Source organism: Nocardia sp. NPDC050712, from assembly GCF_040654295.1.
Classification (GTDB): domain Bacteria; phylum Actinomycetota; class Actinomycetes; order Mycobacteriales; family Mycobacteriaceae; genus Nocardia.
The window spans coordinates 182,814-199,569 of the sequence record NZ_JBFAHT010000001.1; the positions used below are offsets into that span (position 1 = coordinate 182,814).

General features: G+C 68.0%; 18 protein-coding genes. 10 read left to right on the top strand and 8 right to left on the bottom strand.

Annotated features, from left to right (window positions below; translation table 11 throughout):
- Positions 1-63 precede the first annotated feature (63 nt).
- From AB0H76_RS00895 to AB0H76_RS00905, 3 genes are read left to right on the top strand one after another with little or no spacing between them, the layout of a single operon-like run.
- A complete protein-coding gene (locus AB0H76_RS00895; RefSeq protein WP_357315487.1) occupies positions 64-327 on the top strand; it encodes a type II toxin-antitoxin system Phd/YefM family antitoxin in 264 nt (87 codons plus the stop codon).
- Positions 327-596, top strand: coding sequence for a Txe/YoeB family addiction module toxin (locus AB0H76_RS00900; RefSeq protein WP_357315489.1), 270 nt, complete (start codon positions 327-329; stop codon positions 594-596). Before AB0H76_RS00895 ends, AB0H76_RS00900 begins: the two co-directional genes overlap by 1 nt.
- Positions 597-626: 30 nt before the next feature.
- Positions 627-2,669 carry a thioredoxin domain-containing protein gene (locus AB0H76_RS00905; RefSeq protein ID WP_357315491.1) on the top strand — a complete coding sequence of 681 codons (2,043 nt, stop codon included), beginning with the start codon at positions 627-629 and terminating at the stop codon, positions 2,667-2,669.
- 4 nt (positions 2,670-2,673) lie between these two features.
- Here the strand turns inward: AB0H76_RS00905 and AB0H76_RS00910 are convergent, their stop codons facing one another.
- Both AB0H76_RS00910 and AB0H76_RS00915 read right to left on the bottom strand, forming a co-directional pair.
- Positions 2,674-4,371 carry an adenylate/guanylate cyclase domain-containing protein gene (locus AB0H76_RS00910; protein WP_357315494.1) on the bottom strand — a complete coding sequence of 566 codons (1,698 nt, stop codon included), beginning with the start codon at positions 4,369-4,371 and terminating at the stop codon, positions 2,674-2,676.
- A gap of 81 nt (positions 4,372-4,452) precedes the next feature.
- Positions 4,453-5,076 (bottom strand): hemolysin III family protein, encoded by a 624-nt coding sequence (locus AB0H76_RS00915; protein ID WP_357320263.1) that lies wholly within the window; start codon positions 5,074-5,076, stop codon positions 4,453-4,455.
- 179 nt (positions 5,077-5,255) lie between these two features.
- On the opposite strand from AB0H76_RS00915, the gene AB0H76_RS00920 reads away from it, so the two are divergent.
- The 3 genes from AB0H76_RS00920 (at position 5,256) to AB0H76_RS00930 (ending at position 7,050) form a co-directional block, all read left to right on the top strand.
- Positions 5,256-6,044, top strand: coding sequence for an isoprenyl transferase (locus tag AB0H76_RS00920; RefSeq protein ID WP_357315497.1), 789 nt, complete (start codon positions 5,256-5,258; stop codon positions 6,042-6,044).
- A 62-nt stretch (positions 6,045-6,106) separates the two neighbouring features.
- Positions 6,107-6,670: a hypothetical protein gene (locus AB0H76_RS00925; RefSeq protein ID WP_357315500.1), complete on the top strand. Its 564-nt coding sequence runs from the start codon at positions 6,107-6,109 to the stop codon at positions 6,668-6,670.
- 176 nt (positions 6,671-6,846) lie between these two features.
- Positions 6,847-7,050 (top strand): cold-shock protein, encoded by a 204-nt coding sequence (locus AB0H76_RS00930; protein WP_067523410.1) that lies wholly within the window; start codon positions 6,847-6,849, stop codon positions 7,048-7,050.
- A 52-nt stretch (positions 7,051-7,102) separates the two neighbouring features.
- Here AB0H76_RS00930 and coaA read toward each other — a convergent pair whose 3' ends face one another.
- Positions 7,103-8,035 carry a type I pantothenate kinase gene (coaA, locus tag AB0H76_RS00935; RefSeq protein ID WP_357315503.1) on the bottom strand — a complete coding sequence of 311 codons (933 nt, stop codon included), beginning with the start codon at positions 8,033-8,035 and terminating at the stop codon, positions 7,103-7,105.
- A 190-nt stretch (positions 8,036-8,225) separates the two neighbouring features.
- Here coaA and AB0H76_RS00940 point away from each other — a divergent pair, with 190 nt between their 5' ends.
- Positions 8,226-9,422 carry a DUF885 domain-containing protein gene (locus AB0H76_RS00940; RefSeq protein WP_357315505.1) on the top strand — a complete coding sequence of 399 codons (1,197 nt, stop codon included), beginning with the start codon at positions 8,226-8,228 and terminating at the stop codon, positions 9,420-9,422.
- A 12-nt stretch (positions 9,423-9,434) separates the two neighbouring features.
- Here AB0H76_RS00940 and AB0H76_RS00945 read toward each other — a convergent pair whose 3' ends face one another.
- A complete protein-coding gene (locus tag AB0H76_RS00945; protein ID WP_357315508.1) occupies positions 9,435-9,884 on the bottom strand; it encodes a PaaI family thioesterase in 450 nt (149 codons plus the stop codon).
- A gap of 88 nt (positions 9,885-9,972) precedes the next feature.
- Here AB0H76_RS00945 and AB0H76_RS00950 point away from each other — a divergent pair, with 88 nt between their 5' ends.
- A complete protein-coding gene (locus tag AB0H76_RS00950) occupies positions 9,973-10,530 on the top strand; it encodes a TetR/AcrR family transcriptional regulator (RefSeq protein ID WP_357315511.1) in 558 nt (185 codons plus the stop codon).
- A 157-nt stretch (positions 10,531-10,687) separates the two neighbouring features.
- Positions 10,688-11,983 carry a serine hydroxymethyltransferase gene (gene glyA / locus AB0H76_RS00955; protein WP_357315514.1) on the top strand — a complete coding sequence of 432 codons (1,296 nt, stop codon included), beginning with the start codon at positions 10,688-10,690 and terminating at the stop codon, positions 11,981-11,983.
- Positions 11,984-12,044: 61 nt separating this feature from the next.
- On the opposite strand, the gene AB0H76_RS00960 is transcribed toward glyA, so the two are convergent.
- From AB0H76_RS00960 to AB0H76_RS00975, 4 genes are all read right to left on the bottom strand, one after another.
- Complete coding sequence (locus tag AB0H76_RS00960) at positions 12,045-12,482, bottom strand: hypothetical protein (RefSeq protein ID WP_357315517.1); 438 nt, start codon at positions 12,480-12,482, stop codon at positions 12,045-12,047.
- A gap of 100 nt (positions 12,483-12,582) precedes the next feature.
- A complete protein-coding gene (locus AB0H76_RS00965) occupies positions 12,583-13,329 on the bottom strand; it encodes an ESX secretion-associated protein EspG (protein ID WP_357315520.1) in 747 nt (248 codons plus the stop codon).
- On the bottom strand, positions 13,329-14,567 hold the full coding sequence (locus tag AB0H76_RS00970; protein ID WP_357315522.1) for a hypothetical protein: 1,239 nt from the start codon (positions 14,565-14,567) through the stop codon (positions 13,329-13,331). Before AB0H76_RS00970 ends, AB0H76_RS00965 begins: the two co-directional genes overlap by 1 nt.
- 119 nt (positions 14,568-14,686) lie before the next feature.
- Complete coding sequence (locus AB0H76_RS00975; RefSeq protein ID WP_357315525.1) at positions 14,687-15,877, bottom strand: FAD-dependent monooxygenase; 1,191 nt, start codon at positions 15,875-15,877, stop codon at positions 14,687-14,689.
- Between the two features lie 112 nt (positions 15,878-15,989).
- Between AB0H76_RS00975 and AB0H76_RS00980 the strand changes: the two genes are divergently transcribed.
- Positions 15,990-16,736, top strand: a complete 747-nt coding sequence (locus AB0H76_RS00980; RefSeq protein WP_357315528.1) for a TetR/AcrR family transcriptional regulator — start codon at positions 15,990-15,992, stop codon at positions 16,734-16,736.
- Positions 16,737-16,756: the final 20 nt, after the last annotated feature.

Genomic DNA, 16,756 nt, shown 5'->3' on the forward strand with positions numbered 1-16,756 from the left:
GCAACTACATCTGGACGATGGTATTGTCGTACAATAACTTGTACAACTTGATAGGATGTAGTCATGGCCAAAGCCCTACCTATATCGACCGTGCGCCAGAACCTTTTCGGCCTGGTGCAGCAGGTCAACGATGACCATGACACCGTGACGGTCGTGTCCAAGACCGGTGAGAACGCGGTCTTGGTAGCGGAGAGCGACTGGAATTCGTTGATGGAGACGCTCTATGTGCTGCGCACGCATGGCGGCGTCACCTTGCTCCAATCCGCCGATGACGCCCGCTCCGGACGAACCGAAGCCCACGAGTTGATAGACCCGGACGCCGACTGATGGCGGACCGCAAACTCACCTTCACCGCGCAAGGCTGGAAGTCCTATAAAGGCTGGCTCACCACCAACCGGGATGTGCTCAAAGGCGCGAACAAGATGATCGACGCGGCGATGCAGGACCCGTTCACCGGCATCGGCAAACCCGAGCCGCTGAAACACCAGCTGGCCGGACACTGGTCGCGCCGTATCAGCCAAGAGCATCGATTGGTTTATCTGGTCACCGATACCGAAATCGTTGTGGTGCAGGTCGGCTCACACTACGAGGATTGAGCGGCCGGCCGGGTGTGCAAGGCTGGGGATATGAACCGATTGGCCAGCGCGACATCGCCCTACCTGCGTCAGCATGCCGAGAACCCCGTGCACTGGCGGGAGTGGGATGCTGCGGCGCTGGCGGAGGCGGTGGAGCGGGATGTGCCGATTCTGCTGTCGATCGGGTACGCGAGTTGCCATTGGTGTCATGTGATGGCGCACGAGTCGTTCGAGGATGTGGCTACGGCCGCGGTGATGAACGAGAACTATGTGTGCATCAAGGTGGATCGGGAGGAGCGGCCCGATCTGGATGCGGTGTATATGAATGCCACCGTGGCGATGACGGGGCAGGGTGGGTGGCCGATGACGTGCTTCCTCACGCCGGCGGGGGAGCCGTTCTATTGCGGGACCTATTACCCGAAGGTGGCGCGGGGTGGGATGCCGTCGTTCACGCAGTTGCTGGAGGCGGTCACCGATACCTGGCGGAATCGGCGGGATGAGGTGCACAAGGCTTCGGGGCAGGTGGCCGAGGCGCTGCGGGCGCAGGCAGCGGGGTTGCCGGACGCCGATCTGGCGTTGAACGCCGAACTGCTGGATCACGCGGTGGCGGCGGTGCTGCGCGATGAGGATCGCGAGCACGGGGGTTTCGGTGGGGCGCCGAAGTTTCCGCCGTCGGCGCTGCTGGTCGGGTTGGTGCGGAGCTGGGAGCGCACCGGGGACCCGGAGGTGTGGGATGTCGTGACGCGGGCCGCGGACGCGATGGCGCGGGGCGGGATCTACGACCAGTTGCGGGGCGGGTTCGCACGGTATTCCGTCGACACCGCCTGGGTGGTGCCGCATTTCGAGAAGATGCTGTACGACAACGCGCAGTTGCTGCGCGGGTACGCGCATCTCGCCCGGCGCTCGGCGGCGCCGAACTCGTTGGCGGAGCGGATCACCCGGGAGATCGTGCAGTTCCTGGTCGATGATCTCGGTACCGAGCAGGGTGGGTTCGCTTCCGCGCTGGATGCCGATACCCATCTCGAACCCGGCGGTCCCGGGGTCGAGGGCGCTACCTATGTGTGGACACCGGCGGAGCTGGTGGGGGAGCTCGGTCCGATCGACGGCGCCTGGGCCGCAGAGCTTTTCGGGGTGACCACCGCAGGAAACTTCGAGGAGGGTGCCTCGGTGCTCACCCGGTACACCGACCCCGATGACCAGGAGCGTTTCGATCGTGTCCGCGCCACCCTGGTGCGCGCCCGCGACCGTCGCCCCCAGCCGGCCCGTGACGACAAGGTGGTCACCGCCTGGAACGGCATGGCGATCACCGCTCTCGCGGAAGCGGGTTCAATTCTCCAGCAGGCGGATTGGATCGAGGCAGCCGCCAAGTGTGCACGTTTCCTGCTGGCCGAGCACGTCGTCGACGGCCGAGTGCGCCGGGCCTCGCTCGGCGGGGTCGTGGGTGCCTCACCCGGGGTGCTCGAGGACTACGCCTGGCTGGTCACCGGCCTGCTCGCGCTGCATCAGGCCACCGGCGAACTGGAATGGCTGGACCAGGCGCAAGCATTGCTGGACAAGGTGATTCAGCACTTCGTGGATCCAGAAATCCCGGGCAGCTGGTTCGATACCGCCGATGACGCCGAGGTGCTCGTCACCCGCCCGCGCGACCCGGTCGACGGTGCGACCCCCGCGGGCGCCTCGTCGCTGGCGGAGGCTCTGCTCACCGCCGCGGCGCTCAGCGCCCCGGACAAGGCCGTGCGCTACCGGGAACTGGCCGACCAAGCCCTCGACCGTGCCGCTGTCGTCCTGGCCCGCGCCCCACGCTCGGCGGGCCAATGGCTCACCGTCGCCGAAGCGGCACTGCGCGGCCCACTCCAGGTCGCCATCGCAGTGCCGGCCGATAACGCCGACGCGACAAGGGAATTGCTCGAGACGGCTCACCGCGAGGCACCCGGCGGAACGGTGATCATCGCCGCCACACCCGATTCGGTCCCGCTGCTCGCAGACCGTCCATCGGTCAGCGGGAAGCCTGCCGCCTATGTCTGCCGGGGTTCGGTCTGCGACCTCCCGGTCACGACGTCGGCCGACCTCCTGGAGTCTCTGCGACGCCCGTAATCCGTCAGCCTTCCCCCGCCCGCGAATCGGTTTCGGTGACGAGCGTCCGAATCTCGGTGACGGCCCCACGCTCGATACCGGGGTCGGCGTGACCCTGCGGGGTGGCGGGGACGCTTTCGTCCTCGATGATGCTGGCCGAGTAGTCGACATCGCTCCAGCAGGAGGTGGGTTCGGGACGGCCGCGGAGCTGGATGCGCTGGTAGAGGGACCATTTGGCTTGCTCGTGGGCGGCGGCGGCCTCGATCACCGCGCTGCTCACCAGGATTCGGCGCGGGACCTCCTTGGCCTCGGTGGTGAGCCGGGCGGCCTCGTTGACCGCGTCGCCGATCACGGTGTACTCGAGGCGGGTGTCGGAGCCGACGTCGCCGGCGAAGACCTGGCCGCGCGCGACGCCGATCCCGATATCGAGTTCGCCGCTGGCGAGCACCTCGTCGCGGATCCGGCGGGCCGCGCGCAACGCGGGAGTCGCGTTGTCGCCCAGCGTGATCGGGGCGCCGAAGATGCACAGCGCCGCGTCCCCCTCGAACTTGTTGACCAGGCCGTTGTTCTCCTCCGTCGCCGAGACGACGATGGCGAGCAGGCGATTGAGTTTGGCGACGAAATCGTGTGGGGACAGTCCGATGGACAACTCGACCGAACCCGTCACGTCGACGAACAGCGCCGACACCTCCCGCACATCGCCCTTGAGGTGCACGGTCTGCTCGGCCAGCGCCCGTTCGGCCACCTCGGTGCCCACGTGCCGCCCGAACAGCTCCCGCATCCGCTGCCGTTCCCGCAGGTTCGCGGCCAGCTCGTTGACCGAGTGCTCGAGCCGGCCGATCTCGCTGGTGCTGCCGACCGGCACCCGGATGTTCAGCTCGCCCTGGGTGATCCGGTCCAGCGCCTGGCGCAGCATGCGGATCGGGGAGGCGACCGCGAGGGCCAGCAACGCGGTCGCCAGCGCGCCGATCGCGAGCCCGACCGCGGACAGGTAGATCGCGGTGCGGATCCGGTCGTGGGCCGAGGACGCGGGGTCGGCGAGCACCACGATGAGCATCATCAACGGCAGCGCACCCGCCACCGTCCAGCTGAGCACCACCCGCGCCAGCACCGACGAACTCCAGTGCATGGTCGCGCCGAGTACCCGGGTGAGCATCGGGATGGTGGGCCGGATCAGCCGGTCCACGATGATGAAGGTGATGCCCGCGGATTCCAGCGCGCCGATGGTGAACAGCGCCGCGGTGATGCCGCGATCGTCGTGCGGGGTGACGTGGGTGAACACCACGGCCGCCACGATCACGCCCGGGATCCAGATGGCCAGCGCCCGCAGCGTGATGGCCAGCGGCAGCTTCAACAGCCGCCGGGCCTCCTCCGGGGTGGGCCGGCGTGCCTGGTCGAACCAGCCGAAGTAGACGGTGCGGTCCCGGATGGCCAGCGCGATGCCGGCCAGGAATCCGAAGGTCGGGTAGATCGCGACCAGGCCCAGCGTGTGCAGCCAGTCCTCGCCGAGTTTGTCGAAGAAGTTGCTCAGCCAGAGTTCGGTGATGATGACGGCGAGGCCGCTGAGATTGGCGGTGATCACCACGGCGGCCAGGCCCCAGCGGGCCCGCAGCGCCCACAGGATCAGCCTTGCGATCACCCGCCGCACGCGATTCATGGGGGGCGCCAGGTGCACGGCATCATCGCGATCACCCTCGGCGGTGTCCACGCCTTGCTCTGCCATCGTCAGTGCCGTCCGGTCGTCGGAGTTTCGCTGCCGACTTTATTGCGCGGAGCAGGTGGCGGGTGTGCGGACACCGAGTTTTCAGCGCAGAACGACCATCCAGATCGCGATGTAGTGGGTCAGCGCCGCCAGCACCGTTGCGGCGTGGAAGAACTCGTGATGCCCGAACACGGTCGGCCACGGATTCGGCCACTTGGTGGCGTAGAGGATGGCGCCGGCGCTGTAGATGAGGCCGCCGATGAGCAGCAGGATCAGCGGCGCGATGCCGATCTCGGTGTGCAGCTGACCGGCGACCGGCACGATGGCCCAGCCGAGCAGCAGGTATAGCGGGACGCCGACCCAGCGGGGTGCGGTGGGCCAGAGCAGTTTCAGCGCGACACCGGCCAGCGCGCCCGCCCACACCACCGCGAGCAGGATCTTGCCGGTGCGGCCGGGCAGGCCGAGCAGCGCGAACGGCGTGTAGCTGCCCGCGATGAACAGGAAGATCATCGAGTGGTCGGCGCGCTTCATCTGGATGCGCTTGCGCACGGTCGGCCAGGTCACCCGGTGGTAGACGGCGCTGACGCCGAACAGCAGGCAGACGGTGAGCCCGTAGACCAGAGTCGACCAGCCCGCGGTCGCCGAAACGGTCGCGGCCTTGGCGACCAGCACGGTGCACGCGACCGCGGCGATGCCGACGGCCCAGGTGTGGATCCAGCCTCGCATGCGCGGTTTGACCAGCGCGTCCACCGGAGATTCGCCGGACTGGGCGAGCTCGGTGGCGTTCCCTGCTTCGGACACGAGCATTCTCCTAGTTGACCGGTGAGTAACCTACGGTACCGTAGGTTCGGTGCTGATGCCAGTGCACGCCGTCGTTGCCGGCATCGGGCCGGTGAGGCGTAGGGTTGGACGCCGTGGAGTTTCCCAGTCGGGTGCGTGGCCTGCCCTACCGCATCTACGAGGCGCGGCTGTCCAAGCAGCTGGCCGGCAAACAACATCCCAGACACGTCGCCGTCATGTGCGACGGTAATCGGCGATGGGCCCGCGAGAACGGCTTCACCGACGTCAGTCACGGTCACCGGGTCGGCGCGCTCAAGATCGCCGAGCTGGTCGGCTGGTGCGCCGAGGTCGGCATCGAGATGGTCACCGTCTATCTCCTCTCCACCGAGAACCTGCAGCGTGATCCAGAGGAACTGGAGACGCTGTTCGAGGTGATCACCGATGTCGTCGAGGAACTCTCGGCGCCGGAACAGGATTGGAGCGTGCGGATCGTCGGCACGCTCGACGGGTTCCCGGAGCTGATCGCCAAGCGCCTGCGCACCGCCGCCGAACGCACCGACGGACGCGAGGGCGTGCACGTCAATGTGGCGGTGGGCTACGGCGGCCGGCAGGAGATCGCCGACGCCGTGCGCAAACTCGTGCGCCAGGAGATCACGGCGGGGGAGCACGGCGAGGACCTGGTCCAGTCGATCACCGTGAACGCCATCGGCCAGCATCTCTACACCTCGGGTCAGCCGGATCCGGATCTGGTTATCCGCACCTCCGGTGAGCAACGCCTGTCCGGCTTCTTGCTCTGGCAGAGCGCGTACTCCGAGATCTGGTTCACCGAGGCCTACTGGCCGGAGTTCCGCCGGGTCGACTTCCTGCGCGCGCTGCGCGATTACGCGGCCCGGCACCGCCGCTTCGGGGTTTAGCCGGTACCCCGAGTTTCGGGTTTCCCGGGTCGTTCGGTCCGATTTCGCGTAACTTCCGATTCATGGACGAGTCGGCGCCGTACATCAGCTACGAGGACTTCGGCCGCCGGTTCCTGGAGTACGCGGTCTCCGAGCAGCGCATCCTGGCCGCTTTCAGCCAATTGACCGGCGCCGCCATCGATTTCGGACCGATCGGCGTCGGTCCCGCCCGGCTGGCGAAGGTCACCGCCAACGTCCGGCTGGGTGAGCCCCGTCTCACCCGCTACCTCGAAGAGCTCATCACCTTCGAACTCGTCATTCCGCTGTCGCTGGACATGGTCATCGACCTCACCCTCGACCGCCACACCTTCGACGTGGCGGGCACGCTGCACCTGCATCTCACCGCCCGCACCGCCGATCCGCTGCGCATCATCATCGACATCGCCGAGCCCCGTCCCGCCGACGTCCGCATCAACGTCGAAGCCGAAACCATTCGGGCCCAGCTACTCCGGGTCTTCGCCAGCGTCGACCACGAGATCCGCCGCTTCGTCGCCAAGTACATCGCCAAGGAGATCCGCAAGCCCCACATCGCCGCCGCCCGCGACATCGATGTGGCGGCCCGCCTGGACGCCGCCTGGAAGCTCTAGCGGCGCATCGGTACGGGTCGGTATGCTCCTTACCCCCTCAGCCGGCCGCGACACGCGAAGGAGGGCTGGCTCACAGTGTTCGCTTTCCCGGCGAATCCGTGACAAGGTGGGTAAGTGAGCACGGGCTGATCAAAGTGATCTGTTCGGCTCATCTACAGAAAAGAATGAATACCAAAATGGCTCAAGGCAGTGTGAAGTGGTTCAACAGCGAAAAGGGCTTCGGCTTCATCGCTCAAGACGGTGGCGGTCCTGACGTCTTCGTTCATTACTCGGCGGTTTCCGGCTCGGGATTCAAGTCCCTTGAAGAAGGACAGCGCGTGGAGTTCGAGGTCGGCCAGGGACAGAAGGGGCCGCAGGCCCAGGACGTTCGCGCCATCTGATTTCGGCGTATAAAGAGCTCCGCACCCTCGGGTGCGGGGCTTTTTGCGTTGCTCAGAGCTTGCGCAGGCGGATCCGGTTGATCGTGTGATCGGCGTCCTTGCGCAGCACCAGGGTGGCGCGCGGCCGGGTCGGCAGAATGTTCTCCACCAAATTGGGGCGGTTGGTGGAGTTCCAGATCTCCTTCGCCGCCGCGGTCGCCTGATCGTCGGTGAAGTTCGCGTAGTGGTGGAAGTGCGCCCGGGGATCGGCGAAGCCGGTTTCGCGCAGGGCGAGGAACCGCTGGATGTACCAGTTCTCGATGTCCTCGATGCGGGCATCGACATAGATGGAGAAATCGAACAGGTCCGACACCATCAGGCGCGGACCCGTCTGCAGGACGTTCAAGCCCTCGACGATGAGGATGTCGGGCTGGTGCACACAGTGGAACTTGCCCGGCACGATGTTGTAGGAGATGTGTGAGTACATCGGCGCGCAGACCTCGGCCGCACCCGACTTCACCTCGGTGACGAAGCGCAGCAGTTTGCGGCGGTCGTAGCTCTCCGGGAAACCCTTGCGGTGCATGATGCCGCGACGGGTCAATTCCTCGGTGGGGTAGAGGAATCCGTCGGTGGTGACCAAGTCGACGCGGGGATGATGCTCCCAGCGGGCCAGCAGCGCCTGCAGCACACGCGCGGTGGTGGATTTACCGACCGCGACACTGCCGGCGACACCGATCACGAACGGCACCTGCTGATCGGGGTGCTTCTCCCCGAGGAAGGTGGCGGTCGCCGCGAACAGCCGCTGCCGCGCGGCCACCTGCAGGTGGATGAGGCGAGCGAGCGGCAGGTAGACCTCCGCGACCTCCTCGAGATCGATCTGTTCGCCCAGGCCACGCAGGCCGATCAGTTCTTCCTCGGTGAGTACCAGCGGAGTCGATTTGCGCAGTGTTCGCCACTGCTTTCGATCGAACTCCACGTAGGGACTCGGCTCGCTCATCTTCGCCACTCTATTAACCCGCCCCGCCGGCCGCGCTGGCTGTCATCCCCTTGGTGCCGGGACAACTCTGTGGGTTCCGGTGTAGCTGTCGCCGCATGGACGAATTGTCCTCTGCCGCAGAAGTGTGTGAAACGGGGGGTACCGCTACTCACTAGTAACCGCAGGTGGCCCCGGCTGTCAGCCACTAGGGTTGACGGGCATGGACGCGCATCCCGTTGTGACCGAATATTTGCGGCTCGGCCTGGCCTTCGACCGGCTCGAGGAAGGCTTCGTCGACGCCTACACCGGTGACCCGCAGTTGCGCCGCGAGGTGCAGAACGCCCCCGCGCCGGAACCGCGCGACCTTGCGCGGCGCGCGGCGGCGCTGCGGGCCGACCTGCCGGACGCCGGTCTGGCGGCCGAGCGCACCGAATTCCTGGACGTGCACCTGCGCGCGCTGGAGACCTCCGGCCGCAAGTTCGCGGGCGACGACATCGGTTTCGTCGACGAGGTGCGCGACTACTTCGACGTCGACATCGCCCCCGGCGACACCGAGGATTACCGCGACGCGCACCGGCAGATGGACGAGGTCCTGCCCGGCGACGGGCCGCTGGCCGAACGGGTCGCCGCGCACCGCCGGGCCGACGAGATCCCGCCCGAGCGGTTGCAGGTCTGTGTCGAGGCCTTCTCCTCCGCGCTGCGCGAACTGGTCCGCGAGCGCTACCCGCTACCCGACCACGAGCACGTCACCTACGAGGTGGTCGGCGACAAGCCGTGGTCCGGATTCAATTACTACCTCGGCAATTACCACTCCCGGGTAGCGATCAACTCCGATCTCAAACAGCACATGGCGCATCTGCCGAGCCTGATCGCGCACGAGTCCTACCCGGGCCATCACACCGAGCACTGCCGCAAGGAGGCCGGGCTGGTGGCGGCGGGCCAGGCCGAGCAGACGCTGTTCCTGGTGAACACCCCGCAGTGCCTGATGGCCGAGGGCCTGGCCGACCTGGCGCTGCGCTCGATCGTCGGACCCGGCTGGGGTAAGTGGGCGCAGGAGATCTACGCCGATCTGGGCCTGCGCTTCGACGGGGACCGCGCCGAACGCCTGTCCACCGCGTCGGCCAAGCTGTTGAGCGTGCGCCAGGACGCGGCGCTGCTGCTGCACGACCGGCATCGCGACGAAACCGAGGTCGCGGAATTCTTGCAGCAGTGGACCCTGGCGACCCCGGACCGGGCCCGGCAGTCGCTGCGCTTCCTGTCCTCGCCGCTGTGGCGCGCCTACATCAGCACCTACGTCGAGGGCTACAAACTCCTCGGCGGCTGGCTGGATCAGGCCCCCGACGCCGGTGAGCGCGCCGACCGGTTCCGCCGGCTGCTGGACGAGCCGCTGACGCCCGGCGCGATCCGCCGCATGTGAGGCGGCGCCGGGTCAGCGGAAGATGACGCAGGTCGTGGTGGCGTGCGCGACCAGGCGGCCCTGCTCGTCGACGACGCGGCCCTCGGCGGTGGCGGTGGTGCGCCCGACGTGGATGGTGGTGCCGGTGGCGGTGAGGCGGCGGCCGTCGACGGGGACCGCGCGGATGTAGTTCACCTTCAATTCCAGGGTGGTGTAACCGACTCCGGCGTCCAGGGTGGTGTGCACGGCGCAGCCCATCACCGAGTCCAGCAGCGTGGCGCAGATGCCGCCGTGCGTGCTGCCCAGCGGGTTGGCGAAGTCCTGGCGGGTTTCCACGGCGAAGACCACGCGACCGTGCTCGAGCTCCTCGACCTGCATGCCGAGCAGGTCGCCGATGAAGCGCGGGCGATTCTCGGCGGTCATGGCGGTGCGCAGCAATTCCAGGCCGGACAGCTTCGAGTAGTCGATCTCTGCGGTGGTCATAGGGTTCCGTCCTCTCTGTGAACCGATCGGTCCACATGGCATGATTGGGAGTATGGACCGATCGGTTCATGAAGGCAAGGGAGACGCCATGACCGAGGGCCCGCGGACCCGGTTGATCGAGAGCACCATCGCGCTGGTGCGCGAGCAGGGCGTGCCCGGCGCCGGGCTGGCCACGCTGCTCGAACGCAGCAACGCCTCCCGTAATTCGCTGTATCAGCACTTCCCCGCGGGCAAGGCCGAATTGGTGACGGAGGCGACAAAGGTCGCGGGTGCGCGCATGTCCGCCGTCTTCGACCGGGTGACCGCCACCGGCCCGCCCGACCAGTGGCTGGCCGCGCTTGTCGGCTGGTGGAAGAAGGCCCTGCGGACCAGCGACTACGCCACGGGCTGCCCGGTGGTCGGCGCGGCGCTCGCCGAGGCCGAACCGGGGGTGCAGGCCGCGGCGGGTGCGGTCTTCGACGAGTGGAACGTCCGGCTGGCGGGCGCCCTCGGCGACGCGGGCGTGCCCGCCGAACGGGCCCGCGCACTGGCGAGTCTGATGGTCAGCGCGCTGGAGGGTGCCATCGTCCAGGCCCGGGCCACGAAATCGGTGCGCCCGCTCGACGACCTCGAGGCCACCCTCGGCCCGCTGCTGCGCGCCGGATAGGCTGAGCGGACCGCGACTGGCGCATTCGAGGTGGAAATAACCACCGGGAAGCCTCACCGCCCGCACCGCGCGCCTGGGTGCAGGGCAACCTTTGGAGGTTGCTATGCAACAGAACCCCGTTCCGGCCGCCGCGGGCCCGGCAAATACACTCGGCGGCGTGACGCAGACGACCCCCTCTGTCAATACTCAGTCTCTCGGTGAACTCGATCCCGAGCTCGCCGCCGCGATGGCCGGGGAGCTCGCTCGCGAACGCGACACCCTCGAGATGATCGCCTCGGAGAACTTCGTGCCGCGCGCGGTGCTGCAAGCGCAGGGCAGCGTGCTCACCAACAAGTACGCCGAGGGCTACCCCGGCCGCCGCTACTACGGCGGCTGCGAGCACGTCGACGTCGTGGAGACCCTCGCCCGTGACCGCGCCAAGGAACTGTTCGGCGCCGAATTCGCCAATGTCCAGCCGCATTCGGGCGCCCAGGCCAACGCTGCGGTACTGATGGCGCTGATGAGCCCGGGCGAGCGCCTGCTCGGCCTGGATCTCGCGCACGGTGGTCACCTGACCCACGGCATGCGCCTGAACTTCTCCGGCAAGCTCTACGAAGTCCACTCCTACGGTGTGAGCAAAGAAGATCACCGCGTCGACATGGAAGAGGTGCGCAAGATCGCGCGCGCCTCGCGCCCGAAGGTGATCGTGGCCGGCTGGTCGGCCTATCCCCGGCATCAGGACTTCGCGGCGTTCCGGGAGATCGCCGACGAGGTCGGCGCCTACCTGTGGGTCGATATGGCGCACTTCGCCGGTCTGGTGGCCGCGGGTCTGCACCCGTCGCCGGTGCCCTACGCCGACGTGGTCTCCTCCACCGTGCACAAGACGCTGGGTGGCCCGCGCTCCGGCCTGATCCTGGCCAAGCAGGAGTTCGCGAAGAAGCTCAACAGCGCGGTGTTCCCGGGTCAGCAGGGTGGCCCGCTGATGCACGCGATCGCCGCCAAGGCCGTGGCGTTCAAGATCGCCGCGGGTGCGGAGTTCGCCGATCGGCAGCAGCGCACGCTGTCGGGAGCCAAGATCCTGGCCGAGCGCCTGGCCGGCGCCGATGTGAAGGACAAGGGCATCACCGTGCTCACCGGCGGCACCGATGTGCACCTGGTGCTGGTGGACCTGCGTAATTCCCAGCTCGATGGTCAGCAGGGCGAAGATCTGTTGCACGAGGTCGGGATCACGGTGAACCGGAACGCGGTGCCGTTCGATCCGCGTCCGCCGATGGTGACCTCGGGCCTGCGGATCGGTACCGCGGCGCTGGCTACCCGTGGTTTCGGTGACACCGAGTTCACCGAGGTCGCCGACATCATCGCGACCGCGCTGGCGGGTGGCTCCGATGTCGAGACGCTGCGCGGCCGGGTGACCGAACTGGCCCAGAGCGTCCCGCTCTACCAGGGCTTGGAAGACTGGCGCCTGCTCGGCTGAGCCCGGCGCAAGCTAGGAGCGTCCCGGTCCATGTCCGACATGGGCTGGGACGCTGTCGTTTTCAGTTCTGCGGCATCTCCACGCCGCGCGCCGCGGCCAGTTGACTCAACTTCTCCGATTCGTCGATCGCGACCGCGACGTAGGCATGTAGGTGGCCGCCGTCGCGGCGCAGCAGGTATTCGTAGTCGCTGTCGGTGAGCAGGCCGCCCTCGGCATCGTAGAAGTGCCAGCGCACCCGCACGCGCACGATCTGCCGGGTCAGATCGACCCGGTCCAGCACGGTGTAGCCGACACTCGCCAGGCCCAGGCGCTGGTAGAACGGGTAGGACTCGGCCAGGCCCTCGGCCAGTTCGGCGGTGGTGTCCACGGAGCCGATGAAGCCGTCGCTGATGATGGTGCTCGGCATGCCCCAGTAGGAGGCCGCGCGTTCGGCGTCGTAGGCACTCAACGCCTTCTGATACTCATCGAAGAAAACCCCGATTTCGTCCTGGTTGGTCATAGCGTCCACGGTAGGGAAGAAGACCTTCGGCCACGCCCTGATTGGCCCGGCATCATTGAGACAACATCGCGCCGGGCGGGGCGGAAAACCGGCCGGTGGCTCAGGAATCCATCCGGGCCCGCGCGCGGATGATGGCCTCGTCCAGGTAGCGAGTGATTCCGGCGCTGGTCGCGGGCCGGATCATCAAGGCGCCGTTGGCCGGTGTCTCGGCGTAACGGCCCTCGACAGTGTCGATCCAGCGGAGCTTGCCGGTGGGCAGCGGTTCGGCGTTGCGCGGGCCGAGCAGCACGACGACGGTGCCGCGCGTGGTGCAGGGCTGGCGCCAGAAGCGGCGGTAGTCCTCGCGGGTGTCCGCGGGGGCGAACGGATCGGCCGGGTCGGTGCCGAGATCGCCTAGTAGATAACTCTTTTCGGGCGCCGTGCCCGCGGTCGCGTCGGGTAGCAGCCGGATCAGTTCGGTGGCCAGGTGGTCGCTGCGGCAGCGGCGTAGTCGTACCTTGCCGCCGTCGGGGCCGGGGTTCTGCATGGCGATGACACCGGTCCCGCTGCGGCTGGCGCAGCCGATGGCGCGCATCTCGGCGATGCCGCCGCGGCGGTGATCCAGACCGAACAGTTCGATGCGCCAATCGGGTTGGCCGAGGACCCGCAGCGCCCGCTTGAGATGCAGGTGCTCGTCGGAATCCAGTTCGCGCCGGAAACGGCGCTGGTAATCCTGGTATTCGTAGAGCCCGGGAAAGCGGCTGGTGAACCGGAACGGGAACGGCAGCCGGTCCAGGCCGGTGCCGAACCAGGCCGCCGCGAACTGTTCGGCGGTCAGTGTCCACTGCGGAATTGCGGGCTGTGACATCAATCGGCTCCGAGCGCGGGCGGAACTGTCTTCTCGGTCTCGCCGAGCAGTTCCTTCGTATGTTCCTTGGTGCGCAGGTATTTCGGTGTTCTGTGCTCGTCGTCCTCTTCTCGGCGGGCGTGCGTCCGGGGCGGCATCAGGCCCGCGTAGCCGGGGGTGCCGGGCGCGCCGAGGCGCGGGCCCGCGGCGGCCGGTGCGACCGGTGCGTTCTGGGCGGCCGGGTAGGCGGGCACGGAGGTGCCGGGCCGCAAGGGGTTCGGCGCGTTCGGCGCCGGGTTGTTCGCGGCCGGGGTGTTGGGCACGCCGGTCGATTGTGGCGTGGCGACGGGCGCCGCCGGCGTCACGGCCGCGGTGGGTATGGTCGCGGACTGCGGCGTGGTGGCGGCGGGGTTGTAGGTGGACGACGGGAACCCGCTACTCGGGTTCTGCGAAATGGATTGCGGCGTCGTGCTTCCCGGGGCCGTGCTCGCGGGCGTCGTGGCGGGATCTTCCTCGGTGGGAGCCTCCGAGTTCGGCTTGCCCTCCTCGGCGGGCCGGCCTTCCTCGCTGGGCGCACCTTCCTCGCTGGGCGCGCCCTCCTCTGCCGCCGCGGGCGAGCCGTTCTCCGCCGGTGTGGCGGCCGGTGTGCCCGCCTCGGCGGGATCGACGGGCTTGGTGGTGCCGGGAACGGCGTTGTCTGTACCGGGTTGTGTACCAGGTGAACTGGGCCCGGGGATGACCCCGGTACCGGGCTGCGCTATCGGCTGGACCGGATCCGGGAGGGTGGGCAGTTGCGGCGCCGTCGCCCCGTACGGCTGGATGTAGTAGGTGTACATGTCGTCGCGGGCCTGCTCCTCCTGGGAGTTGCGGGCCGCCGGCTCGGTCGAGTTCGAGGAGCTGTCGGCCACCGCGGGAATCGAGGCCTTGAACTTGGTCGCCGCCCCGGCCGCCGTGGACAGCGGCCCGGACTGCTGGGCCAGGGACTCGCCGAGTTCGCCCACCCGGGTGGCGTATTCGCGGATCCCGCGCACCGCCGCCGCGGCCGCCACGCCCTCCCACCGCTGATCGATGGCCTTCTGGATCGCGGTCTCGAACTCGTCACCCGCCTTGGTCACCGCGGCCGCGATCGCCGACCAGGCCGTGAACGCGGCTTCCAGCGCGGCCGGATTCATCTGATCGGCGGCCTGTTTGATCTCGGCGTGCGAAAAGTTCTGCGCGTTCTCGGGATTGGTGATCGCCCTGCCGTCGGTAGGTCTCATGGATCGCTCCCTGGTGGTGCCCGGTGGCGGATGTGAGCCGTTCGACCATATAGACGCATGCCACCACCTATCGGTTCCATCGAAACACAGCCGATCTCCCGGAGCCAGGTGAGAATCGATCACCGGCCCTCGACCAGCGCCGGGTAATCGCGCAGATCGATGTCGGTGGCGGCGTTGTCGCCGAACTTGCTCATCAGCGCGAACATCCGGCTGCCCAGGAACCAGTTGCGCAGCTTGATTCCGCGCGCGGTGCGCGGGGCGAGGAACTTGCCCGCGTTGGCATTGCCCGCGATCTTGGCGTAGCGCCGCATGATCTCGTCGTACCGGGCGAACGCCGCCGCGTGATCACCCGCCGCCAGCGCGAGTTCGCCGGCGATCACATAGGCGCCGACCACGGCGAGCCCGGTTCCGAACCCGCCCAGGGTGTTTCCGTAGGCGGAGTCGCCGACCAGCGCGACCCGGCCCCTGGTGTAGCCGATCTCGCGCATCGTGACCTGGCTGACCGAATCCAGGAAGAAGTCGTCGAAGTCGACCATCTCGGCCAGCATGCGCGGCACCTCCCAGCCCAGACCGGCGTACTGCTGCGCGAGCAGGCGGCGCTGCGCGGTGACGTCGTTGCGGTCGTAGCTCAGTTCGGGCGCGGCGAACATGTACAGCTGCTGTGCCTTGGCGCCGCCGCTGATCGCGAGGCGGCCCGGAGCGTTGAACCCGTAGGCGGTGGCGCGTTCGCGCGGCCCGGTCTGCTCGGCGCTCCACGGGCTGGCACCAGCCACGCAGTAGTAGTGGCCCAGATGCTTCACGAACTCCGCTTCCGGCCCGAACGTCAGTCGCCGCACCCGGGAATGGATGCCGTCGGCGCCGAAGACCAGGTCGAAGGTGCGCGGCGCGCCGTTCTCGAATTCGACGTGCACACCGGCGGTGGTCTCGGTGAGCGCGCTGATCGAGTCGCCGAAGACGTACTCGCAGTCACCGAGGGTGCGCTTGTACATGATCTCGGCCAGATCCCCGCGCAGGATCTCGACATCGCCGCCGGTGAAGTCGCCCGACATGAACCCGACCCGCTCGCCGTTCTCGTCGACGAAGACGGTGTCGGTGGTGCCGGTGCGGTGTGCCTGGATCTCGTCCCAGATGCCCATCCGCTCCAGCACGGTGCGGTGGGTGGCGCCCTTGAAGTCGATGGCCTGGCCGCCGGGCCGCAGGGCCGCGGCCCGCTCGACGACGGTCACCTCGAAGCCGTAGTGGTTCAGCCAGAAGGCGAGGGCGGGGCCCGCGATCGAGGCGCCGGAGATGAGAACGGTCTGGTTACGCATGGCTGCTCCTGAAGAGTGAAATGGTGTCCATCGGAATCTGTTTCCGGTGGACACGAATTAGAGTATGGTAGACACAGTTTCACGTCAAGTGCGTTTCCGGAAGGATCAGCGAATGCCGTCACCGACCACCGTCGAGCTGCTGTGGGGCACCCAGCAGCGCCCGAAGCGCGGCCCCAAGCCGGCGCTGACCCTGGAGGGGATCGTCGCCGAGGCGATCGCCCTGGCCGACGCCGAAGGACTGGCCAGCCTGTCCATGCAGCGGCTGGCCGAGCGCCTCGGCTTCACCAAGATGTCGCTGTATCGCTATGTGCCGGGTAAGGAGCAGTTGGTCGCGCTCATGTTCGACACCGCGATGGGCGCGCCGGTCCGGCCCGCGCCGCCGAACCCGGATTCGGCCGAGCCGTGGCGGGCCGGCCTGCGGCACTGGGGGCTGACCATCTTCGAGCGGTACTGCGAGCATCCGTGGTCGCTGGAACTCGCGGCCGGGGTCCGGCCGATGGGCCCGAACGAGATGGGCTGGCTGGAGGTCGCGCTGACCGCGTTGGCCGGCACCGGGCTGACCGGCCCGGAAAAGCTCGACACCGTCGTGCTGATCAACGGCCACAGCCGCAGCCTGGCCCAGCAGGCCCGCAGTGTGACCGGTGCGCAATTGGCCGAGCAGGTCGCCGAGCAGTTCGGGGCGATGATGGCCGCGGCGGGCGCGGACTATCCCGAGGTGCGCGCCGCCTTCGCCGAGGAAGCCGCCGCTGGTGCCCCGGCCGACGCTATGTTCAACGAGAACGCGAGCAACGCGCTGCATTTCGGCATCGACCGGATCCTGGACGGACTGGCCGTCCTCATCGCCGACCGCGCGGGATAGCGTCCCCGCGCGCCCGCGCC

Excerpts from the sequence above, each read along its gene's own strand:
- AB0H76_RS00895 (WP_357315487.1), top strand. The coding sequence starts at position 64 with ATGGCCAAAGCCCTACCTATATCGACCGTGCGCCAGAACCTTTTCGGC.
- AB0H76_RS00900 (WP_357315489.1), top strand. The coding sequence starts at position 327 with ATGGCGGACCGCAAACTCACCTTCACCGCGCAAGGCTGGAAGTCCTAT.
- AB0H76_RS00905 (WP_357315491.1), top strand. The coding sequence starts at position 627 with ATGAACCGATTGGCCAGCGCGACATCGCCCTACCTGCGTCAGCATGCC.
- AB0H76_RS00910 (WP_357315494.1), bottom strand. The coding sequence starts at position 4,371 with ATGGCAGAGCAAGGCGTGGACACCGCCGAGGGTGATCGCGATGATGCC.
- AB0H76_RS00915 (WP_357320263.1), bottom strand. The coding sequence starts at position 5,076 with ATGCGAGGCTGGATCCACACCTGGGCCGTCGGCATCGCCGCGGTCGCG.
- AB0H76_RS00925 (WP_357315500.1), top strand. The coding sequence starts at position 6,107 with ATGGACGAGTCGGCGCCGTACATCAGCTACGAGGACTTCGGCCGCCGG.
- AB0H76_RS00930 (WP_067523410.1), top strand. The coding sequence starts at position 6,847 with ATGGCTCAAGGCAGTGTGAAGTGGTTCAACAGCGAAAAGGGCTTCGGC.
- AB0H76_RS00940 (WP_357315505.1), top strand. The coding sequence starts at position 8,226 with ATGGACGCGCATCCCGTTGTGACCGAATATTTGCGGCTCGGCCTGGCC.
- AB0H76_RS00945 (WP_357315508.1), bottom strand. The coding sequence starts at position 9,884 with ATGACCACCGCAGAGATCGACTACTCGAAGCTGTCCGGCCTGGAATTG.
- AB0H76_RS00950 (WP_357315511.1), top strand. The coding sequence starts at position 9,973 with ATGACCGAGGGCCCGCGGACCCGGTTGATCGAGAGCACCATCGCGCTG.
- AB0H76_RS00960 (WP_357315517.1), bottom strand. The coding sequence starts at position 12,482 with ATGACCAACCAGGACGAAATCGGGGTTTTCTTCGATGAGTATCAGAAG.
- AB0H76_RS00965 (WP_357315520.1), bottom strand. The coding sequence starts at position 13,329 with ATGTCACAGCCCGCAATTCCGCAGTGGACACTGACCGCCGAACAGTTC.
- AB0H76_RS00970 (WP_357315522.1), bottom strand. The coding sequence starts at position 14,567 with ATGAGACCTACCGACGGCAGGGCGATCACCAATCCCGAGAACGCGCAG.
- AB0H76_RS00975 (WP_357315525.1), bottom strand. The coding sequence starts at position 15,877 with ATGCGTAACCAGACCGTTCTCATCTCCGGCGCCTCGATCGCGGGCCCC.
- AB0H76_RS00980 (WP_357315528.1), top strand. The coding sequence starts at position 15,990 with ATGCCGTCACCGACCACCGTCGAGCTGCTGTGGGGCACCCAGCAGCGC.